This window comes from Mesorhizobium sp. ANAO-SY3R2, from assembly GCF_042466635.1.
GTDB lineage: Bacteria > Pseudomonadota > Alphaproteobacteria > Rhizobiales > Rhizobiaceae > Aminobacter.
This window is the reverse complement of sequence record NZ_CP159954.1, coordinates 166,146-182,320: the sequence shown is the minus strand read 5'-3', so window position 1 is coordinate 182,320 and position 16,175 is coordinate 166,146. Positions and strand designations below refer to the sequence as shown.

The 16,175-nt window shown below is 64.5% G+C and carries 14 protein-coding genes; 11 read left to right on the top strand and 3 right to left on the bottom strand.

What is annotated here, in order from left to right; genetic code table 11:
- The first annotated feature begins 236 nt into the window (after positions 1 to 236).
- The 3 genes from repA to repC all read left to right on the top strand — a co-directional run bounded on the left by repA (position 237) and on the right by repC (position 3,967).
- Entirely contained in the window at positions 237 to 1,451 is a 1,215-nt protein-coding gene (repA, locus tag ABSY17_RS03670) for a plasmid partitioning protein RepA (RefSeq protein WP_378942463.1), read from the top strand.
- An 11-nt stretch (positions 1,452 to 1,462) separates the two neighbouring features.
- A complete protein-coding gene (gene repB, locus ABSY17_RS03665; RefSeq protein ID WP_378942461.1) occupies positions 1,463 to 2,509 on the top strand; it encodes a plasmid partitioning protein RepB in 1,047 nt (348 codons plus the stop codon).
- A 249-nt stretch (positions 2,510 to 2,758) separates the two neighbouring features.
- Positions 2,759 to 3,967 carry a plasmid replication protein RepC gene (gene repC, locus ABSY17_RS03660; protein WP_378942459.1) on the top strand — a complete coding sequence of 403 codons (1,209 nt, stop codon included), beginning with the start codon at positions 2,759 to 2,761 and terminating at the stop codon, positions 3,965 to 3,967.
- A 272-nt stretch (positions 3,968 to 4,239) separates the two neighbouring features.
- On the opposite strand, the gene ABSY17_RS03655 is transcribed toward repC, so the two are convergent.
- A complete protein-coding gene (locus ABSY17_RS03655) occupies positions 4,240 to 4,488 on the bottom strand; it encodes a YMGG-like glycine zipper-containing protein (RefSeq protein ID WP_378942456.1) in 249 nt (82 codons plus the stop codon).
- A gap of 299 nt (positions 4,489 to 4,787) precedes the next feature.
- Here ABSY17_RS03655 and ABSY17_RS03650 point away from each other — a divergent pair, with 299 nt between their 5' ends.
- Positions 4,788 to 5,123, top strand: a complete 336-nt coding sequence (locus ABSY17_RS03650; RefSeq protein WP_378942549.1) for an antitoxin Xre/MbcA/ParS toxin-binding domain-containing protein — start codon at positions 4,788 to 4,790, stop codon at positions 5,121 to 5,123.
- A complete protein-coding gene (locus ABSY17_RS03645) occupies positions 5,120 to 5,638 on the top strand; it encodes an RES family NAD+ phosphorylase (protein ID WP_378942454.1) in 519 nt (172 codons plus the stop codon). The genes ABSY17_RS03650 and ABSY17_RS03645 overlap by 4 nt, the downstream gene beginning before the upstream one ends.
- A gap of 4 nt (positions 5,639 to 5,642) precedes the next feature.
- Here the strand turns inward: ABSY17_RS03645 and ABSY17_RS03640 are convergent, their stop codons facing one another.
- Together ABSY17_RS03640 and ABSY17_RS03635 are read right to left on the bottom strand one after the other, a co-directional pair.
- On the bottom strand, positions 5,643 to 7,088 hold the full coding sequence (locus ABSY17_RS03640; protein WP_378942452.1) for a Na+/H+ antiporter NhaC family protein: 1,446 nt from the start codon (positions 7,086 to 7,088) through the stop codon (positions 5,643 to 5,645).
- A gap of 332 nt (positions 7,089 to 7,420) precedes the next feature.
- A complete protein-coding gene (locus ABSY17_RS03635) occupies positions 7,421 to 8,608 on the bottom strand; it encodes a site-specific integrase (protein WP_378942450.1) in 1,188 nt (395 codons plus the stop codon).
- 623 nt (positions 8,609 to 9,231) lie between these two features.
- On the opposite strand from ABSY17_RS03635, the gene ABSY17_RS03630 reads away from it, so the two are divergent.
- From ABSY17_RS03630 to ABSY17_RS03605, 6 genes are all read left to right on the top strand, one after another.
- Positions 9,232 to 9,912: an IS6 family transposase gene (locus tag ABSY17_RS03630; protein ID WP_378942448.1), complete on the top strand. Its 681-nt coding sequence runs from the start codon at positions 9,232 to 9,234 to the stop codon at positions 9,910 to 9,912.
- Between the two features lie 381 nt (positions 9,913 to 10,293).
- Complete coding sequence (locus tag ABSY17_RS03625) at positions 10,294 to 10,872, top strand: helix-turn-helix domain-containing protein (RefSeq protein WP_378942546.1); 579 nt, start codon at positions 10,294 to 10,296, stop codon at positions 10,870 to 10,872.
- Positions 10,873 to 10,957: 85 nt separating this feature from the next.
- On the top strand, positions 10,958 to 12,175 hold the full coding sequence (locus ABSY17_RS03620; RefSeq protein ID WP_378942445.1) for an efflux RND transporter periplasmic adaptor subunit: 1,218 nt from the start codon (positions 10,958 to 10,960) through the stop codon (positions 12,173 to 12,175).
- An 11-nt stretch (positions 12,176 to 12,186) separates the two neighbouring features.
- On the top strand, positions 12,187 to 15,333 hold the full coding sequence (locus ABSY17_RS03615; protein WP_378942443.1) for a multidrug efflux RND transporter permease subunit: 3,147 nt from the start codon (positions 12,187 to 12,189) through the stop codon (positions 15,331 to 15,333).
- Positions 15,330 to 15,758, top strand: a complete 429-nt coding sequence (locus ABSY17_RS03610; protein WP_378942441.1) for a TetR/AcrR family transcriptional regulator — start codon at positions 15,330 to 15,332, stop codon at positions 15,756 to 15,758. Before ABSY17_RS03615 ends, ABSY17_RS03610 begins: the two co-directional genes overlap by 4 nt.
- Positions 15,759 to 15,856: 98 nt before the next feature.
- Positions 15,857 to 16,126 (top strand): hypothetical protein, encoded by a 270-nt coding sequence (locus ABSY17_RS03605; RefSeq protein ID WP_378942438.1) that lies wholly within the window; start codon positions 15,857 to 15,859, stop codon positions 16,124 to 16,126.
- The last annotated feature ends 49 nt before the right edge of the window (positions 16,127 to 16,175 follow it).

Here is a 16,175-nt window from a genome sequence, read left to right as displayed (position 1 = left end):
CACCCTGTTACGGCAAATCATCGTATTTCGATGCGTCCGGCGTAACCGCTTCATCGATCCGTTATCCACGCTGCGTTTCGTAAAAACTTGCGAAGGCGTAACCCAGGATTCGGATTCCGCGGCGAATCGGCGCATAAACCGTAGCAAGGCGTATGAGGCATGTCGCGAAAGCACCTGCCCGCCGCCGAGAGGGGACTAAAGACTTGGTAGCGGCACTTCAAACCCAGGCGGACAACATGAGCGAGGAGGCGGAGGCGGTAGCCACCGACCGCGCCATTGCCCGCGATGCCGAGATGCTGTCGGCGCAGCTTCAGGCGATGCGTGACCGGCTGTTCTCGCCGACCTCGAAGAAGGTGCTGCGCAAGTTTTCGAGTGGTGAGGCGGCGCGCCTGATCGGTGTCTCCGACGGCTATCTGCGCCAGCTTTCGATCGCCGGCGAGGGACCGCAGCCCGAGACCGGGGCAGGGGGGCGCCGCTACTATGCCCTCGACGACATCAACGCGCTGCGCCGCCATCTCGCCGAGCAGAATCCGGCCAAGGGGCGCCACTATCTGCCGCGCCGCGACGAGGCACGCGGCGAGCATTTGCAGGTTATCGCCGTCACCAACTTCAAGGGCGGTTCGGGCAAGACCACGACCAGCACCCATCTGGCCCAGCATCTGGCGCTTGCCGGCTACCGCGTGCTGGCCATCGACCTCGATCCCCAGGCGTCGATGTCGGCGCTGTTCGGCTATCAGCCGGAGCTCGACCTCGACGGGAACGACACGCTCTATGGCGCGATCCGCTATGACGACGAGCGGCGGCCGCTCACCGACATCATTCGCCGGACCTATTTCGACGGGCTCGACCTGATTCCGGGAAATCTCGAGCTGCAGGAATTCGAGCACACCACCCCGCAGATGCTGGCAGCACGCCAGGCCGGCGACGGCAAGGCGATGTTCTTCGCCCGTGTTCAGGAAGCGCTGCAAACGGTGGCCGACGACTACGACGTCGTCGTCATGGACTGCCCGCCGCAGCTCGGTTTCCTGACCCTGTCGGCGTTGTGCGCGGCAACTTCGGTGCTGGTGACCATCCACCCGCAGATGCTCGACGTCGCCTCGATGAGCCAGTTCCTGTTCATGACCGCCGATCTCCTTTCGGTGGTGCGTGAGGCCGGCGGCGAGCTCAATTTCGATTTCATGCGCTACCTGATCACCCGCTACGAGCCCAATGACGGCCCCCAGACGCAGATCGTCGGCTTCCTGCGCTCGCTGTTCGGCGACCGGGTGCTGACGGCGCCGCTGGTCAAGTCGACCGCGTTTTCCGATGCCGGCCTGACCAAGCAGACGCTGTATGAAGTGGCGCGCGAAAGCTTCAGCCGCGCCACCTACGACCGCGCCATGGAATCGTTGACAGCTGTCAACGGCGAGATCGAGGGCCTGATGCTCAAGGCCTGGAACCGGGCGGGCTGAGGGAGGCGGCGATGTCACAGAACCGCAAGAACCAGCTCAGGGCCCTGTTCGATCCGGTGGCCGTGCCGGCGGCACCCTCAGTCGATCCGGCGCCCGCAAAGCCGGTGGAAGCCGATCCGCAGTCGCGGCCGCGCAGCGCCTCCGGTGCGGTGAAAGCGATGGGGCTTTCGCTCGGCGGCTTGTCCAAGGAAATCGAGGAAGCGCGGCGGCTCAAGGAGAGCCTCGACAGCGCCGAGCGCGTGACCAAGATCGACACCGCGCTTGTCGAGGCGTCGTTCGTCACCGATCGGCTCGACCATGGCGGCCCGGACGAGGACTTCGAGGCGCTGGTGGCCAGTGTCGAGGCGACCGGCCAGCAGGTGCCGGTGCTGCTCAGGCCGCATCCCGACAAGCCCGGCCGCTACCAGACGGCTTACGGCCATCGTCGCGTGCGCGCGGCGAGCCGGCTCGGCGTTCCGGTGCTGGCGATCGTGCGGCCGCTCTCCGACATCGAGCTGGTGCTGGCCCAGGGCAAGGAAAACAGCGAGCGCCGCGACCTTTCCTTTATCGAACGCGCGCTGTTTGCCCACGAGCTGATCGGCCGCGGCTTTGAGCGCGGTGTCGTCCAGGACGCGCTCTCCCTGCACAAGGCTGAGATGACGCGCTTCCTGCAGGTCGCCGAGGCGGTGCCCGAGCACATCGTGCGCGCCATCGGCGCCGCTCCCAAGATCGGCCGCCCGCGCTGGATGGCGCTGGCCGATCTGCTCAAGAGCGAGGCCGCCCGCGTCAAGGCCGACGACGAGGTCACCAGTGCGCGGTTCCGCGAGGCGGCGAGTGACGCGCGCTTCAACCTGCTGTTCGCCCGGCTGCAGCGCAAAATCGTCACGGTTGACGGCGCTCGTGAGATCCAGGACCGGCAGGGCAGGGCGATGGCGCGCCTGAGCCTCTCCAAGGGCAAGGCACGCATCGATTTCGTGGAAAAATTCGGCGAAGGGTTCGAGGATTTTCTCGGAGAAGAGCTGCCCAAGCTGCTGGAAAGGTTCAACCAGGGCCGCGGAGATGCGGCCGGGAACAATTAGGTTTTTCCACACCCCCGCGAATCGGGTGCATGCTGCACCCCGCGAATGTGGAGCGTCGTGCGTGAGTACCAGAGGCGTAGAGGACTGAGATAGAAGGATAACCGGCAAGAAAAAGGCCCCCGAAACGTCGCCATTCCGGAAGCCCTCATCAATGTAGCAATTGTGAGAGAATCATTTTCGGACCGACTTGTCAAGAACTGGACGCGTTCCGGAATGCCTTGGGCTTGCCTCCCAGTGAGGTAAACGAGGATGATCGAGCATATTTCGACGACGCCCTTTGGGCGGCGGCCGCTGTCGCTTGCCATGGTGGCGGGGCAGATGGCGGCGGGCGGCTGCGCGCCTGGCGCCAGCGCCAACAAGTGGCAGGTGTTTCGCGCCGTCTGCGAGGCCAAGGGACTGCTGGGGGCGAGCGATCGCGCGCTTGCAGTGCTCAACGCACTGTTGAGCTTCCACCCCGACAGTGATCTCGTGGCAGGGGAGGGGCTGGTGGTATTTCCCTCCAATGCGCAGCTGGCACTGCGGGCGCACGGCATGGCGCCGGCGACGCTGCGGCGGCATCTTAGCGTGTTGGTCGACTGCGGCCTCGTCGTCCGCCGCGACAGCCCCAATGGCAAGCGTTATGCCCGCAAGGGCTTTGACGGCGCCATCGAGCAGGCCTTCGGCTTCGACCTGACGCCGCTTTTGGCGCGGGCTGCAGAATTCGAGCGCATGGCGGAGGCCGTCAGGGCCGAGCGGCGGGCCTTGTTGCTGGTGCGCGAGCGCATCACCATCCTGCGCCGCGACATCGCCAAGATGATCGCCTTCGGCCTCGAGGAGGGCATTGCCGCCGACTGGCAGCGCCTGCATCTGGAGTATCGCGAGATCGCTTCGCAGATTCCGCGCACCGCCAGCCGCCTCGAGCTCGAGCCGATCGCCCAGGAGCTTGCCGTGCTTGCCCAGGAGGTGCGCAAGGCCCTGGAAAGTCACGTTAATTCTGAAGAAACAAGCGCCAATGAGTCTCATTTCGAGCGCCACATACAGAATTCAAATACACACCCTCATGAACTTGAACCCGGCCTCGAAGAAGACCAGGGCGCGACCGTTGCGATAAAACTGGAAACCAGGAGCCTGCCGCCGACGGGATATCCGCTTGGCATGGTGCTGCGCGCCTGCCCCGACATTGCCGACTATGCTCGCAACGGCATTTCCGGCTGGGGCGAGCTGGTGGAAACGGCCAATCTGGTGCGTGGCGCGCTTGGCGTAAGCCCTGACGCGTGGAACCAGGCCTGCGAGGCGATGGGGGCGGTCGATGCCGCGATCATGGTGGCGGCGATGCTGCAGAAGGGCGAGGCGATTTCGAGCCCCGGCGGCTATCTGCGCAGCCTGACGGCCAAGGCCAAAGCCGGCGACTTCTCGATCGGGCCGGTGCTGATGGCGCTGCTGCGCGGCAGGGGAGGGGCCCAGGCCAAGGCCGGATGACGCGCGGGGGGCGGAATGTCAGCCGGCCAGCCTGGGCCCGCTGCTGCCGGCTTTGCGGGCCAGCGGCAGGTGGGGCTGCGAACCCGATCCGGATCTCGGGTCGGGGAGGGGAGGCGATCAGACCGCAGCCTGTAGACGGCGGCCGAAGCCTTGGAAGTCGTACATCTTGCCGACCGAAAGTCGTTTCCGATTTTCGGCGCGAGGTGCGCAGCGATACCAGAAGACCGATGGTCGCCTGGCGGACGCTGCGCGGATGCGAGAGGCCAGAAGGATCAGCAGCGCGCGGTGTAGATGTGGCCGGTGCGTGGATTGCGGTACTGGCAATAACCGTTGCGCAGGTTGCGCACGAGCAGGCCGGTGGTCGCGCCGACCGCGGCACCGACCATCGCACCTTCGGCGGTGCCGTGGACCGCTGCACCCGTGGCAGCACCGACCGCCGCACCGGTGCCGACATCGCGCTCGGTGGTGGTGCAGGCCGAAACAGCGGCAACGGCCGCGATCGCCAGTATGATTTTTCTCATGTGGTCAAACCTCTTTGCCAGAAAGCTGTGCATTGGCTGCGCGGCGAGCCTGAAAATGCTGCCGACGTCCCCAGAGAGACATAGCCGATCGGGATTCCGCTGTGATCGGCGTGGAATCCCGAGATTGTACAATTCGTCCCAAAGCTGAGGGTGATTCTGACCATTCCCGGATTGCCGTCTGGCAAAGAAGTCCTATATTATGCCGCAGAAATGGGTTGAAGGATAAGGCAGTGGCAGCGCTTGCAAAGAAGTCGGTACAGCCCTTGGGCGTGGGCGATAAGGCTCTCGTGCTGACCTTCATGGACGGTTCGGGTCGGATCGCGGTCGATCGCGTCGCCGACAGTTTCGGCATGTCCAAGACCCAGCTTGCCGAGACCGTGGGGCTTGCACGGGAGTCGCTCTACAAGGCGGCACGGGTGCGCACGCTGAAGACGCAGGCGCGGGTGCGCGAGATGCTGGAGATCATCAGCCGGGTTTCCGAATGGGCTGGCGGCAAGGAGCAGGCGATGGCCTGGTACCGGGCGCAGCCGATCCCGGCTTTCGGCGGCAGGACGGCCGAGGCGCTGGTCAAGGACGGCAAGGCCGGTGCCGTACGCGACTATCTCGACCACCTCGCCGTCGGTGGCTTTGCTTGAGGTTCACGGCGACCTGCTTTCGCGCCCATGATCCGCGTTGGTCGTTCCTGCCGCTGTCGGGCGAGGGGGCGGCGATCCGCGGCGCGCGCTTCAATCCCAAGGGTGTGCCGGCGCTCTACCTGGCGCTTGGCGTCATGACGGCGGTGAAGGAAGCCAACCAGGGTTTCGCCCACCGCATCGACCCTTGCGTGCTGTGCTCCTACGAGGTCGATTGCGACGACATCGTCGACCTCAGGACGTCGGAAGGCAGCGACGCCGCCGGCATAAGTTCCGACGACATGGCCTGCGGCTGGATGGGCTTGCTGGCCGATGGCCAGCGCCCGCCTTCGTGGGCGATCCACGACCGGCTGGTCGCTGACGGTGCGGCCGGCATATTGGTGCCGAGCTTCGCGCCGGGCGCCGATGCGGGTGACCACAATCTGGTCCTTTGGCACTGGGCGGCTGTACGGCCCTACAAGGTCACGGTCATCGACCCAAGCGGCCGGCTGCCGAAAAACCAGCTTTCCTGGGGCTGATCGGTCAAATTGCCTGCCGCGTGGAGCGCATCAGGCGAATGCCGAGCATCGCGGCGGCCACCGTCAGCACGGGACTGGCGAAATTGAACACGGCATAGGGGAAATAGCTGAAGGTCGACACGCCGAGGGTGGCGGTCATATAGGCGCCGCAGCTGTTCCATGGGATGAGTGCCGAACTCGGCGTGGCGGAGGCGCCGATGGAGCGCGACAGGACGACCGGCGCCAGCCCGCGCCTTTCGAACTCGTTCTTGAACATGCGCCCCGGCAGGACGACGGCCAGGTACTGGTCGGCCGTGGCGATGTTGGTCGCCAGCACCGCCCCGACCAGGGCAGCAACCAGGCTGCCGATGGATTTGGCCAGCGAGATGACCGGTGTGATCAGCCTCTCGAGGATGCCGACCTTTTCGACGACGCCGCCGAAAGCAAACGCGGTGATGACCAGCCAGATCGTGTTCAGCATGCTGCTCATGCCGCCGCGGGTGACGAGCATGTCGAGCGCGGGCACGCCTGTGGACGAGACATAGCCGCTGGCTAGCGCCTGCCACACGCCCTTGAGCAAGGCAAGGGCGGTCGGCACCGATGCATCGGCCTTGGCGAACACCAGGACACGGTCGGGCGCCATGATGACGGCCATGATGCCGCCGGCCAGCGCGCCGATGAAGATGGTGGTGAAGGGCGGAAGCTTGAACAGCGCAAGGCCGATCACCACGAACAGCGGCAGGAACAGCCACGGCGAAATGTGGAAGGCCCGCGCGATCGCGTCGGCCTTGTCGGTCGCGTCGAAGCTGCCGTGCTGGCCGAAGAACCAGAAAACGGCGAGCGCTATCGCCAATGCCGCCGACGAGGTCAGCATGGTCTCCTTGATGTGGTCGTAGAGATTGGCGTCGGCCGAGCCGGCCGCGAGGTTGGCGGAGTCGGACAGCGGCGAGGTCGTGTCGCCGAAATAGGCGCCTGAAATCACCGCGGCGGCCGTGATCGCCGGATCGAGGCCCATATTGGCGGAAATGCCCATCAGGCCGATGCCGATGGTGCCGACGACCGTCCACGAACTGCCGATGCCGAAGGATACGGCCGCGCAGATCGCGGTGGCGGTGACGTAGAAGTAATTCGGGTCGAGCAGCATGATGCCGTAATAGACCATGGCAACCAGCGTACCGCTGAGCGCCCAGGTGCCGATGAGTGCGCCGACGGCAAACAGGATGAAGATCGCGCCGATGCCGGAACTGACGCTGGCGGCGGCCGCCTCGCCGAGTTCGGCCAGGCCGTAGCCGCGGCGCCTCGCGACCAGCACGGCGATCATCGTGGCGACGACGAGCGCGACCTGGTTGGGGCCGGAAGAGCCGGTGTCGCCGAAGAGATAGTATGACAGGCCCACCAGCACGATCAGGGCGGCGACCGGAATGATCGCCTCGGTCAGCGAGAGTGGCTGCGGCTCACCGGTAGCGGTCATGATGCTGCTCTGGGTTCGAGGGGCGCTGTAAAATGTTGAACCTGTGCATGATCCTTTCCAAAAATCGATTCCGATTTTCGGGGGCGTACACCAGGCTGCAAGGGCGACAAGCAGGGCTTGCCAGCAGCTGGCGTCGAAGGGTCGACCCACGGCGGGGCATGTTTGTCGTCGATTGCCGAACCGAAGAACCAGATTGCATTTGAACCGCAGTTGCCCCGTGCCGGCTGCTCATCGCCAAGGCAAACTAGCCCATTCGGGGGCGCTTGTGACCCGCACCAAATCCCGATCCTGGGCAGGGCGTCCCAAAGCTGTGCGGAACCTCCATGCCCGTCTCAGACGATGACCCGTGCGGCCTTGCCGAGCTTGCGTTCGGCGTCGTTGTAGTAGCGGGCGGCCTGGGCAAGCGAGCGGTGCTGCGACTGCTGCATGGCGTCGAGCAGCGGGATGCCGCGGCGGCCGGCTTCGGTGAGATAGCCCGAGCGCAGGCCATGGGCCGAGAATTGCTCCGGGTCGAGCCCGGCCTCGGCGATGCGGCGCTTGAGGATCAGGTTGACCGCCTGCGCGGTCAGGGCGCGGCGCTGGAGGTGGCCCCAGCGGTCGATGGCGCGGAAGACCGGCCCTTCGGCGATGCCGGCGCGGGCGATCCAGGCCTGAAGCGCGGCGACGGGACGGCCGATCAGCAGCACCTGGGCGCCAAGGTCGGCATCGGTGGTCTTGGTGCGGCCGAGCTTGATCAGCAGGCAGGGCAGTTGTTCGCCCCTGGGGTCCAGCGGGTCGGCCGGCACCGGATCCTGTTCGACCAGCTGTTCGAGGCGCAGCGCCGACATCTCGCTGCGGCGGCGGCCACCCGAGGCGAAGGCGGTGAGCAGCAGGGCGCGGTCGCGGCAGTCGCTCAGGCTGCCGGAACTGCAGGTCGCAAGCACTGCGGCGAGGATGTCGGCGGTGACGGCCTTTTCGCTCTTGCGCCGGCGCGGCCGGGCTGTGGCGCGCACGGCGAGCCGGACGGCGCTTTTGAGGCCGGGGGCGTCGAAGGCGCCGGTGAGCCCGCGCCAGCGCGTCAGCGTCGCCCAGCTCGACAGCTTGCGCCGGACGGTTGCCGGGGCGGGCGGGGTCTTGGCCGTCCGCAACACCTTGCGGGCGGTGAGCTCGGCCATCACGGGATCGGGCATGCCGTGGCCCGGATCGGCGGCGCGCTGGGCGGGATCCCACAGATGATGGGCGACGAACTTCAAAAGCAGCGCCTCCGGCGCCGGCCACGGCAGCGCCGTCCCGGTGGCCGCCTCGCACCAGGTCTCGAGGTAGAACAGGTCGGACGCAAGCGCGCGCAGCGAGTTGGCGCCGATGCCGGCCCCGGCGAGGTGGCGCAGCGTCGCAACGTCGTCGTCGCTGAGGCCGGTGGCGAGCTGGGTGCGGCGGTCGAAGGGCAGCACGGCATCGAGGGCGTCAAGCGCTTCGGCGCGGCGCCCGATGGCCTCCTGGGCCTCGGCTTCGGCATTCGAACGGCGCGGCAGGCGGGGCATGGTGGTGGTTTCCTGGGGCTGGCGGCGGCGGTGACTGGGCCGCAGTCTAGCCGTTTTGGCGCTGGAATCCATCGATATTGATAAGGACGTGTTATCGAAAGTGAGATGGCCGGAGCGGGGCCGTCCGGCTGGGCCAAGCAAAGGGCGCAATCGCTTTGGGATGTGGGCTTTTGGCCAGGGGAATCAAGGGGTTGAAAGGTCGTGACCGGGGCGGCGCCGGCCGGGCGCGGGGGGCGGATGGGCTGGCCGTGGCGCAGCGCTGGGCAAGTGTGGAACGCGCTTTCTGATCGGAGTTCGCTGTCGACAGCCTTGACGAGGGGTCGAGCTGTTGTAGCTGAACAGGCGCATCGTTGAACGGCTGCGGTTTCTGCATCAACAAGGCGTGGCTCGAAGGCCCGGACGGCGCAACGATCGGGGGCTTTGTCATGCGGCGCAGCAAGACGGCGACCGTTCATGCCGAGACGACAGGCAGTGGAACGTCTCGCCGTCGTCGCTGACGTTCGCAGGCCGAGTTGTTCTGGAGGAGGGGAAGGCAGGCGGCTTTGTCGCAAAGTTTCGGCTGTTGACGGGTTTGAGCCTGTAGGCTGATCTTCGATATAGGTTCACGACGGCAGGTGGCAGCGGTGATCTCGTTCAAGGGCTCGCAGTTCCCGCGGGATGTCATCTTGCATGCCGTGTTCTTCTACATGCGCTACACTGTGTCATACCGAGATCTCGAGGAAATCCTTGCGGAGCGTGGGGTCGAGGTGGACCATGCCACTTTGAACCGCTGGGTCAGCCGTTATGCGGGGCTGATCGCCGAAGAGGCCCGCCGCCGCAAGCGGCCAACCGACGCATCCCGGAGGATGGACGAGACCTACGTTCGGGTTCGAGGTGAGTGGGTCTACCTGTATCGAGCGGTCGACAAGTTCGGAAAGACGCTGGACTTCATGCTGTCGAAGCGCCGAAACAAGGCTGCAGCCACCAGGTTCTTTGCCCGGGCGCTCGAGGTGAATGGCCTGCCGCGGAAAATCGTCATCGACAAGAGTGGGGCCAATACCGCAGGGCTAAACGAGATCGGGAAAATGCTGAAACGCTTCGGCTGTCCGATCCCGATCGAGGTTCTGCGGATGAAATACCTCAACAACATGGTCGAGCAGGACCATCGCTTCATCAAGCGCCGGATCAGGCCGATGCTCGACTTCAAATCCTTCGCTTCTGCGGAAGCGACCCTCGCGGGTATCGAGCTGGCGAACATGATTAGAAAGGACCAGTTCGCGCCCGGACTCCGTCCGTTTCAGCAGTTCGTCCAACTCGTCGCCTGAAACCAAGGCAGGCAAAGCCGAAGGGCCGTCCAGCGCAAAACTTTGCGACAGCACCGGCCAGGAAAACCGCCGGCGACGAGCCGACATGCGGCCGCTAGCGTTGGCGATTGCCCGCTCGCCTTCATCTGGTCGCGCCATTTGCTGTCGGCGAGCGCGGCCGACGATCCCGGCAACATAGGGTTGGGAATCGAACACCTTGAGCCAAACCCGGCTGGGTGAACTTCGAGCCGATTTTTCTCGAACGAAAGCCTGTTCGAGGCCAGCGCCGAACGCCGGATCGGGACACCGGACACGATTTGGTGAACTTTGGTGATTTGAAACCTCTGCTGCCCTGCACCTACAACGGCCACCAGTCGGAAATTATAGGTAGTGCGTGAACGTATGGCTCGCCCAAGGGTATTCGAGCAGAGCGACATTTTGGATACGGCGGAGCGCGTGGTCTTCCGCGATGGCGCCGTGCATCTGACACTTGATGCAGTCGCGACCGAGGCCGGGATCAGCAAGGCGAGCGTCATCTACGAGTTCAAATCCAAGCAGCAACTCATCGATGCCGTCATAAGGCGGCGTGTGGAAATCGAAGAAGAGCGTATCCGGGCGATGACGGTACCGCTTCGCTCGGCTCCGAGTGCCGCGATCAACGGACTTATTGCGGCGGCGGCCGAACGGCATCGCGACGATGTCCGCGCCGTCGCGGTCGATCTTGTTGCTGCTCTCGCCCAGGATGGCGAAGCGCGTGGCCTCATCGAAGAGGTCCATGCGCGAATGATTGTCTCGGTCACGGATACGGCGGAAAATCCTGGCGGTGCCATTCTCGCATTTCTGGCGCTCAAGAGACTTGAACTGCATGACCTGCATCCGTGGTCGGATGCCGAACGTGCCGACATTCTGCGCGACATCCGCTGGCTGGTCGACGCCGAGCATATGCGCTCCCAAGCTCACGGCGCTTCGGCTGGCCACTGATCAACCACAGCCACCGTCAGATCCTTTCATCGCCGCGGCAATCGCTTGCCGTTCCGGCAATCATCAACTTTTCCTGGAATTTCCCATGCGTATACCTAATTTGCCGCTGAAACTCACTGCGGCCGTCGGCCTTCTCGCCCTTGTCTCCGGTTGCAGCGACGCCAAAGGTTCGGCGGAGGCACCGCCACCCGCTCCCCCGCCATCGGCTGTGAGCGTGATCGAGGTGCTCCCGGAAGCCCTTCCGATCCTGAACGAGTTGCCGGGCCGCATTGCCCCGACCCGCATCGCCGAGGTGCGGTCGCGCGTCTCGGGCATCGTGCTGGAGCGCGTGTTCGAACAGGGAAGCATGGTGAAGGAAGGCGACGTGCTCTACCGCATCGACCCGGCGCTGTTTCAGGCGCAGGTGGCGAGCGCTGAGGCGACGTTGCAGCGGGCGCAAGCCGTGCAGCTTCAGGCGCGCCAGCAGGCCGAGCGCCAGAAGGAACTGCGCGAACGAAATGTTTCTTCCGGCCAGCAACTGGACAACGCGGTTGCGGGGCTCGCGCAGGCGGACGCCGATGTGGCGATTGCCACCGCGGGCCTTGCGACGGCGCAACTCAATCTGGATTACGCCGAGATCAAGGCGCCCATCTCCGGGCGCATCGGCCGCGCCAATGTCACGGAGGGCGCGCTCGTCAGCGCCAATGGCCCGGAAAGCCTTGCCACCATCCAGCAGATCGATCCGGTCTATGCCGATTTCACGCAGTCGGCGAACGAGATTCTCCAGCTTCGGCGCGCACTGGAAAACGGCGCGTTGACTGATGCCGGGGCGAGCTCGGCTCGCGTGATGCTGCGCCTGGATGACGGCAGCGAGTATGCGCACCCCGGCAGGCTCCTGTTCCTGGAGGCGGCGGTGGACGCCACTACCGGACAGGTGACCCTTCGAGGTGAGTTCCCCAATCCCGAAGGAGACCTGCTGCCGGGAATGTATGTCCGCGTGCTTATCCAGCAGGGCATCCAGCAAAATGCCGTCGCGATCCCGCAGCAGGCGATCCAGCGTGATGCTGGCGGACACTCGCAAGTCTACGTGGTCAACGACAAGAACCTGGCCGAACTCCGCACGGTTCAGGTCGGACGCGTGGCGGGCGACCGTTGGGTCGTGGAAGAAGGCCTCAAGGCAGGCGACAAGGTCGTCGTTGAAGGCTTCCAGAAGGTCAGGCCGGGTGCTGCGGTAGCCGCCCAGCCGTGGAAGCCAAAGGAGACCCAGCCAGCGGCTGGCAGCACCGGCTCAGTGGCGCCTGGAAGCAAGCCCACGGCCGGCTAAGGATTATCGATATGCCCCAGTTTTTCATCGATCGGCCCATTTTCGCATGGGTCGTCGCGATCTTCATCATGCTTGGCGGCGTCATCGCCATCCCGTTGCTGCCGGTTGCGCAATATCCGAACGTGGCGCCACCGCAGGTCTCCATCAACGCGGTCTATGCCGGTGCTGCACCTGAAGACATCTATCAAAGTGTCACCCGGCCGATCGAAGAAGAGCTGAACGGCGTCGCCGGGCTGCTCTATTTCGAATCGACATCCGATTCCTCCGGCATGGCCACCATCACGGCGACCTTTGCCCCCGGGACCGACAGCGGCCAGGCCTCCATCGACGTGCAGAACGCGGTCCGCCGCGTCGAGCCGCGCTTGCCGCAGGTCGTCAAGCAGGTCGGCATTCGGGTTGAGGAGGCCGGAACCGGCTTCCTGATGATGGTGGCCCTTACCTCGACCGATGGCTCGCTCGATGTCGTCGGCCTTGGCGATTATCTGAACCGCAACGTGCTCAGCGAAATCCGGCGTATCGACGGTGTCGGCCGCGCACAGCTGTTCGCGACGCCTCGCGCCATGCGCATCTGGATCGACCCCGACAAGATGGTCGGCCTGAACCTGACGTCGGACGATATCACCAATGCTATCCGCTCCCAGAACGCGCAGGTTGCCGCCGGCCGCATCGGGGCGGATCCCAACCCGATCACCCAGCAGATCTCGGCCACCGTATTGGTGAAGGGGCAGCTTACATCCGCCGAAGAATTCGGCTCGATCGTGCTGCGCGCCAATCCCGACGGCTCCTCGGTTCGCTTGTCGGACGTGGCGCGCATCGAGGTCGGCGCGGAAAACTACAACTTCTCCACCAGGCTCAACGGCAAGCCCAGTGCCGCGATTGCGGTGCAGCTGTCGCCCACGGGCAATGCTTTGGCGACATCCGAAGCCGTTCGCGCGCAGATGGAGGAACTGTCGCGCTTTTTCCCCGAAGGCCTGGAATACGCCATCCCCTACGACACCTCGCCATTCGTGAAGGTGTCGATCGAAAAGGTCATCCATACGCTTCTTGAAGCAATGGTGCTCGTTTTCGCGGTGATGTTCCTGTTCCTGCAGAACTTCCGCTACACGATCATCCCGACATTGGTCGTTCCGGTAGCACTTCTCGGTACCTGCGCCGTCATGATGGCCACGGGCTTCTCGATCAACGTGCTCACGATGTTCGCGATGGTGCTGGCGATCGGCATCCTGGTCGACGATGCCATCGTCGTGGTCGAAAATGTCGAGCGCATCATGGCGGAAGAAGGCTTGTCGCCGAGGGAGGCGACGCGCAAGGCCATGAAGCAGATCTCCGGCGCGATCATCGGCATCACGCTGGTTCTGACGGCGGTCTTTGTGCCCATGGCGTTCTTCCCGGGGGCCGTCGGCGTCATCTACAAGCAGTTCAGCCTGACCATGGTCGTTTCGATCCTATTCTCCGGCTTCCTCGCACTGTCGCTGACGCCGGCGCTCTGCGCCAGCTTCCTGAAGCCGATCGGCAAGGGTCACCACGAAAAGAAGGGTTTCTTCGGCTGGTTCAACCGCGGCTTCGACCGGACGACGCAACGCTATACGTCGAGCGTCGGCTGGATCGTCAAGCGGACAGGCCGCTTCATGGTGATCTACCTGGCTCTGCTGGTCGGGCTGGGTTGGTCCTTCATGCAACTTCCCACCTCCTTCCTGCCCAATGAAGACCAGGGCTTCCTGATCGTCGACATTCAGGGGCCACCGGAATCGAGCAGCAACCGCACGCGGGCCATCGCCGAGAATGTCGAGAATATCTTCATGGGCGAAGATGCGGTCGACCGCATGATCGTGATCAATGGGTTCAGCTTCTCGGGCGCGGGCCAGAATGCCGGCCTGGCTTTCGTCACCCTTAAAGATTGGAGTGAACGCGACGAGCAGAACTCGGCCGCGGCCATCGCCAAGCGGGCCAACGGTGCACTGTTCCAGATGAAGGACGCGATTTCCTTCGCGCTGTCGCCACCGCCGATCCAGGGCCTTGGCACGTCCAACGGTTTTTCCTTCCGTCTCCAGGACAGGTCTGGCCGTGGGCAGGTAGCCCTTGCTGCCGCGCGCGACGAACTCGTCGCGGCTGCCGCAAAGAGCCCGGTCCTCGCCGGCGTGCGTGTCGAAGGCATGCCCGACGCTGCCCAGGTCAATCTCGTGATCGACCGCGAAAAGGCGGACACGTTCGGTGTTACCTTCGCCGACATCAATTCGACGATCTCGGCCAATCTGGGCTCGGCCTATGTCAACGACTTCCCGAATGCCGGCAGGATGCAGCGCGTGACGGTGCAATCCGATGCCATGCGACGCATGCAGACCGACGACCTGTTGAACCTCAATGTGCGAAACGCCCATGGCGGCATGGTTCCGCTGTCCTCCTTCGCCTCCGTCGAGTGGCAAAAGGGTGCCGCACAGGTCGTCGGCTACAACGGCTATCCCTCTGTACGCATCAGCGGCCAGTCGGCGCCCGGCTATTCATCGGGAGCAGCGATCGAGGAGATGCAGCGCCTGGCGGATCAGTTGCCGGCCGGCTTTGGCTATGAATGGACGGGTCAGTCGCTTCAGGAAATCCAGTCCGGCTCGCAGGCGCCTGCCCTGATCGTGCTCAGCATCCTGTTCGTCTTCCTGCTTCTGGCGGCACTCTACGAGAGCTGGTCGATTCCGGTGTCGGTGATCCTCGTCGTGCCGCTGGGCGTGCTGGGCTCGGTGCTCGCCATGATGTTCATGGGAATGCCGAACGACGTCTACTTCAAGGTCGGGCTGATCGCCATCATCGGGCTTTCCGCCAAGAATGCGATCCTGATCATCGAGTTCGCCAAGGACCTGCGCAAGGAAGGGATGTCGCTCATCGACGCGACGATCGAGGCGGCCAAGCTCCGCTTCCGGCCCATCATCATGACGTCGCTGGCCTTCAGCCTGGGCGTTGTGCCGTTGGCCATCGCCACAGGTGCCAGTGCCGCCAGCCAGAACGCTATCGGCACCGGCGTGCTGGGCGGGATGATCTCGGCGACCATTCTTGCCGTCTTCTTCGTGCCGGTCTTCTTCGTCTTCATCGCGAAGCTGTTCGGGCGCGGAAAGGCGGAAACCCAGGCAAGCGCGGATACGTCCGAGACAGTTCAGGCACCGGCGGAATGATTGATCCCAGCCGGCCGGCGATCGCGCGGAATGTTTCCGCGCGACGCCTTGAACCGAAGGAGCGCCTGTTCGACGCAGCCATTTGCGTTGCGCTGGAAAATGGCTTCGGCAAAGTCACCCTGGATGCCGTCGCCCGACAGGCCGGCATCAGCAAGGGCGGGCTGCTGCATCACTTCGCGACCAAGAAGCATCTGATCCGTGCGATGCTGGTGCATTATGCCGATGCCGCAAGTGATCGGCATCTCCAGGGCATCGAGGTCGATCCCCTTGCCGTCGCCGCACTTGTCGCGGCGGCGGAGGACACGTTGCTGCTCGAGACGATCAGCACCAAGGTCGACATTCAAAAATCCGGCGCGGGGCAGCGGGCGGCGCAGTTGGCGTTGGCGAGCAGCTTTGCCAGCCGGCTTAGCCTGCGCGATCTCTAGAGCATCGGCCCGAAAATCGGCATCGTTTTCGGTGAGCACGATGCGCGGCGCTCCAAGGGCAGGCGGGTCAGCGTAAGCCGGTACTTTCGCGCGAAATCGTGGAGATTCCCCATGCGCGCTGGCGTCGCCACAGGGGCGATGACGAGACGGTTCGAGCCAACCAGACCATTCGCTTCGGGACTACCCGCGAGGCTCTTGCCGGCCTGAGGCCCAGCTTCCGCGACGATGGCCGTGCGACGGCGGGCAATTCATTGCAGATATCTGATGGCGCGGCAGGGCGCGCGCTACCGGCTGCAGACAATGTGCTGTGCCGGAGGGCTCGGAACCGCCACGATCATCGAGCGTGTTCCGTAGTTGCAGGCAAGTGAGCCGAACTCGCCACAGGCTTCCCGCGGCAGCCGCGGGACATTGAGTGCC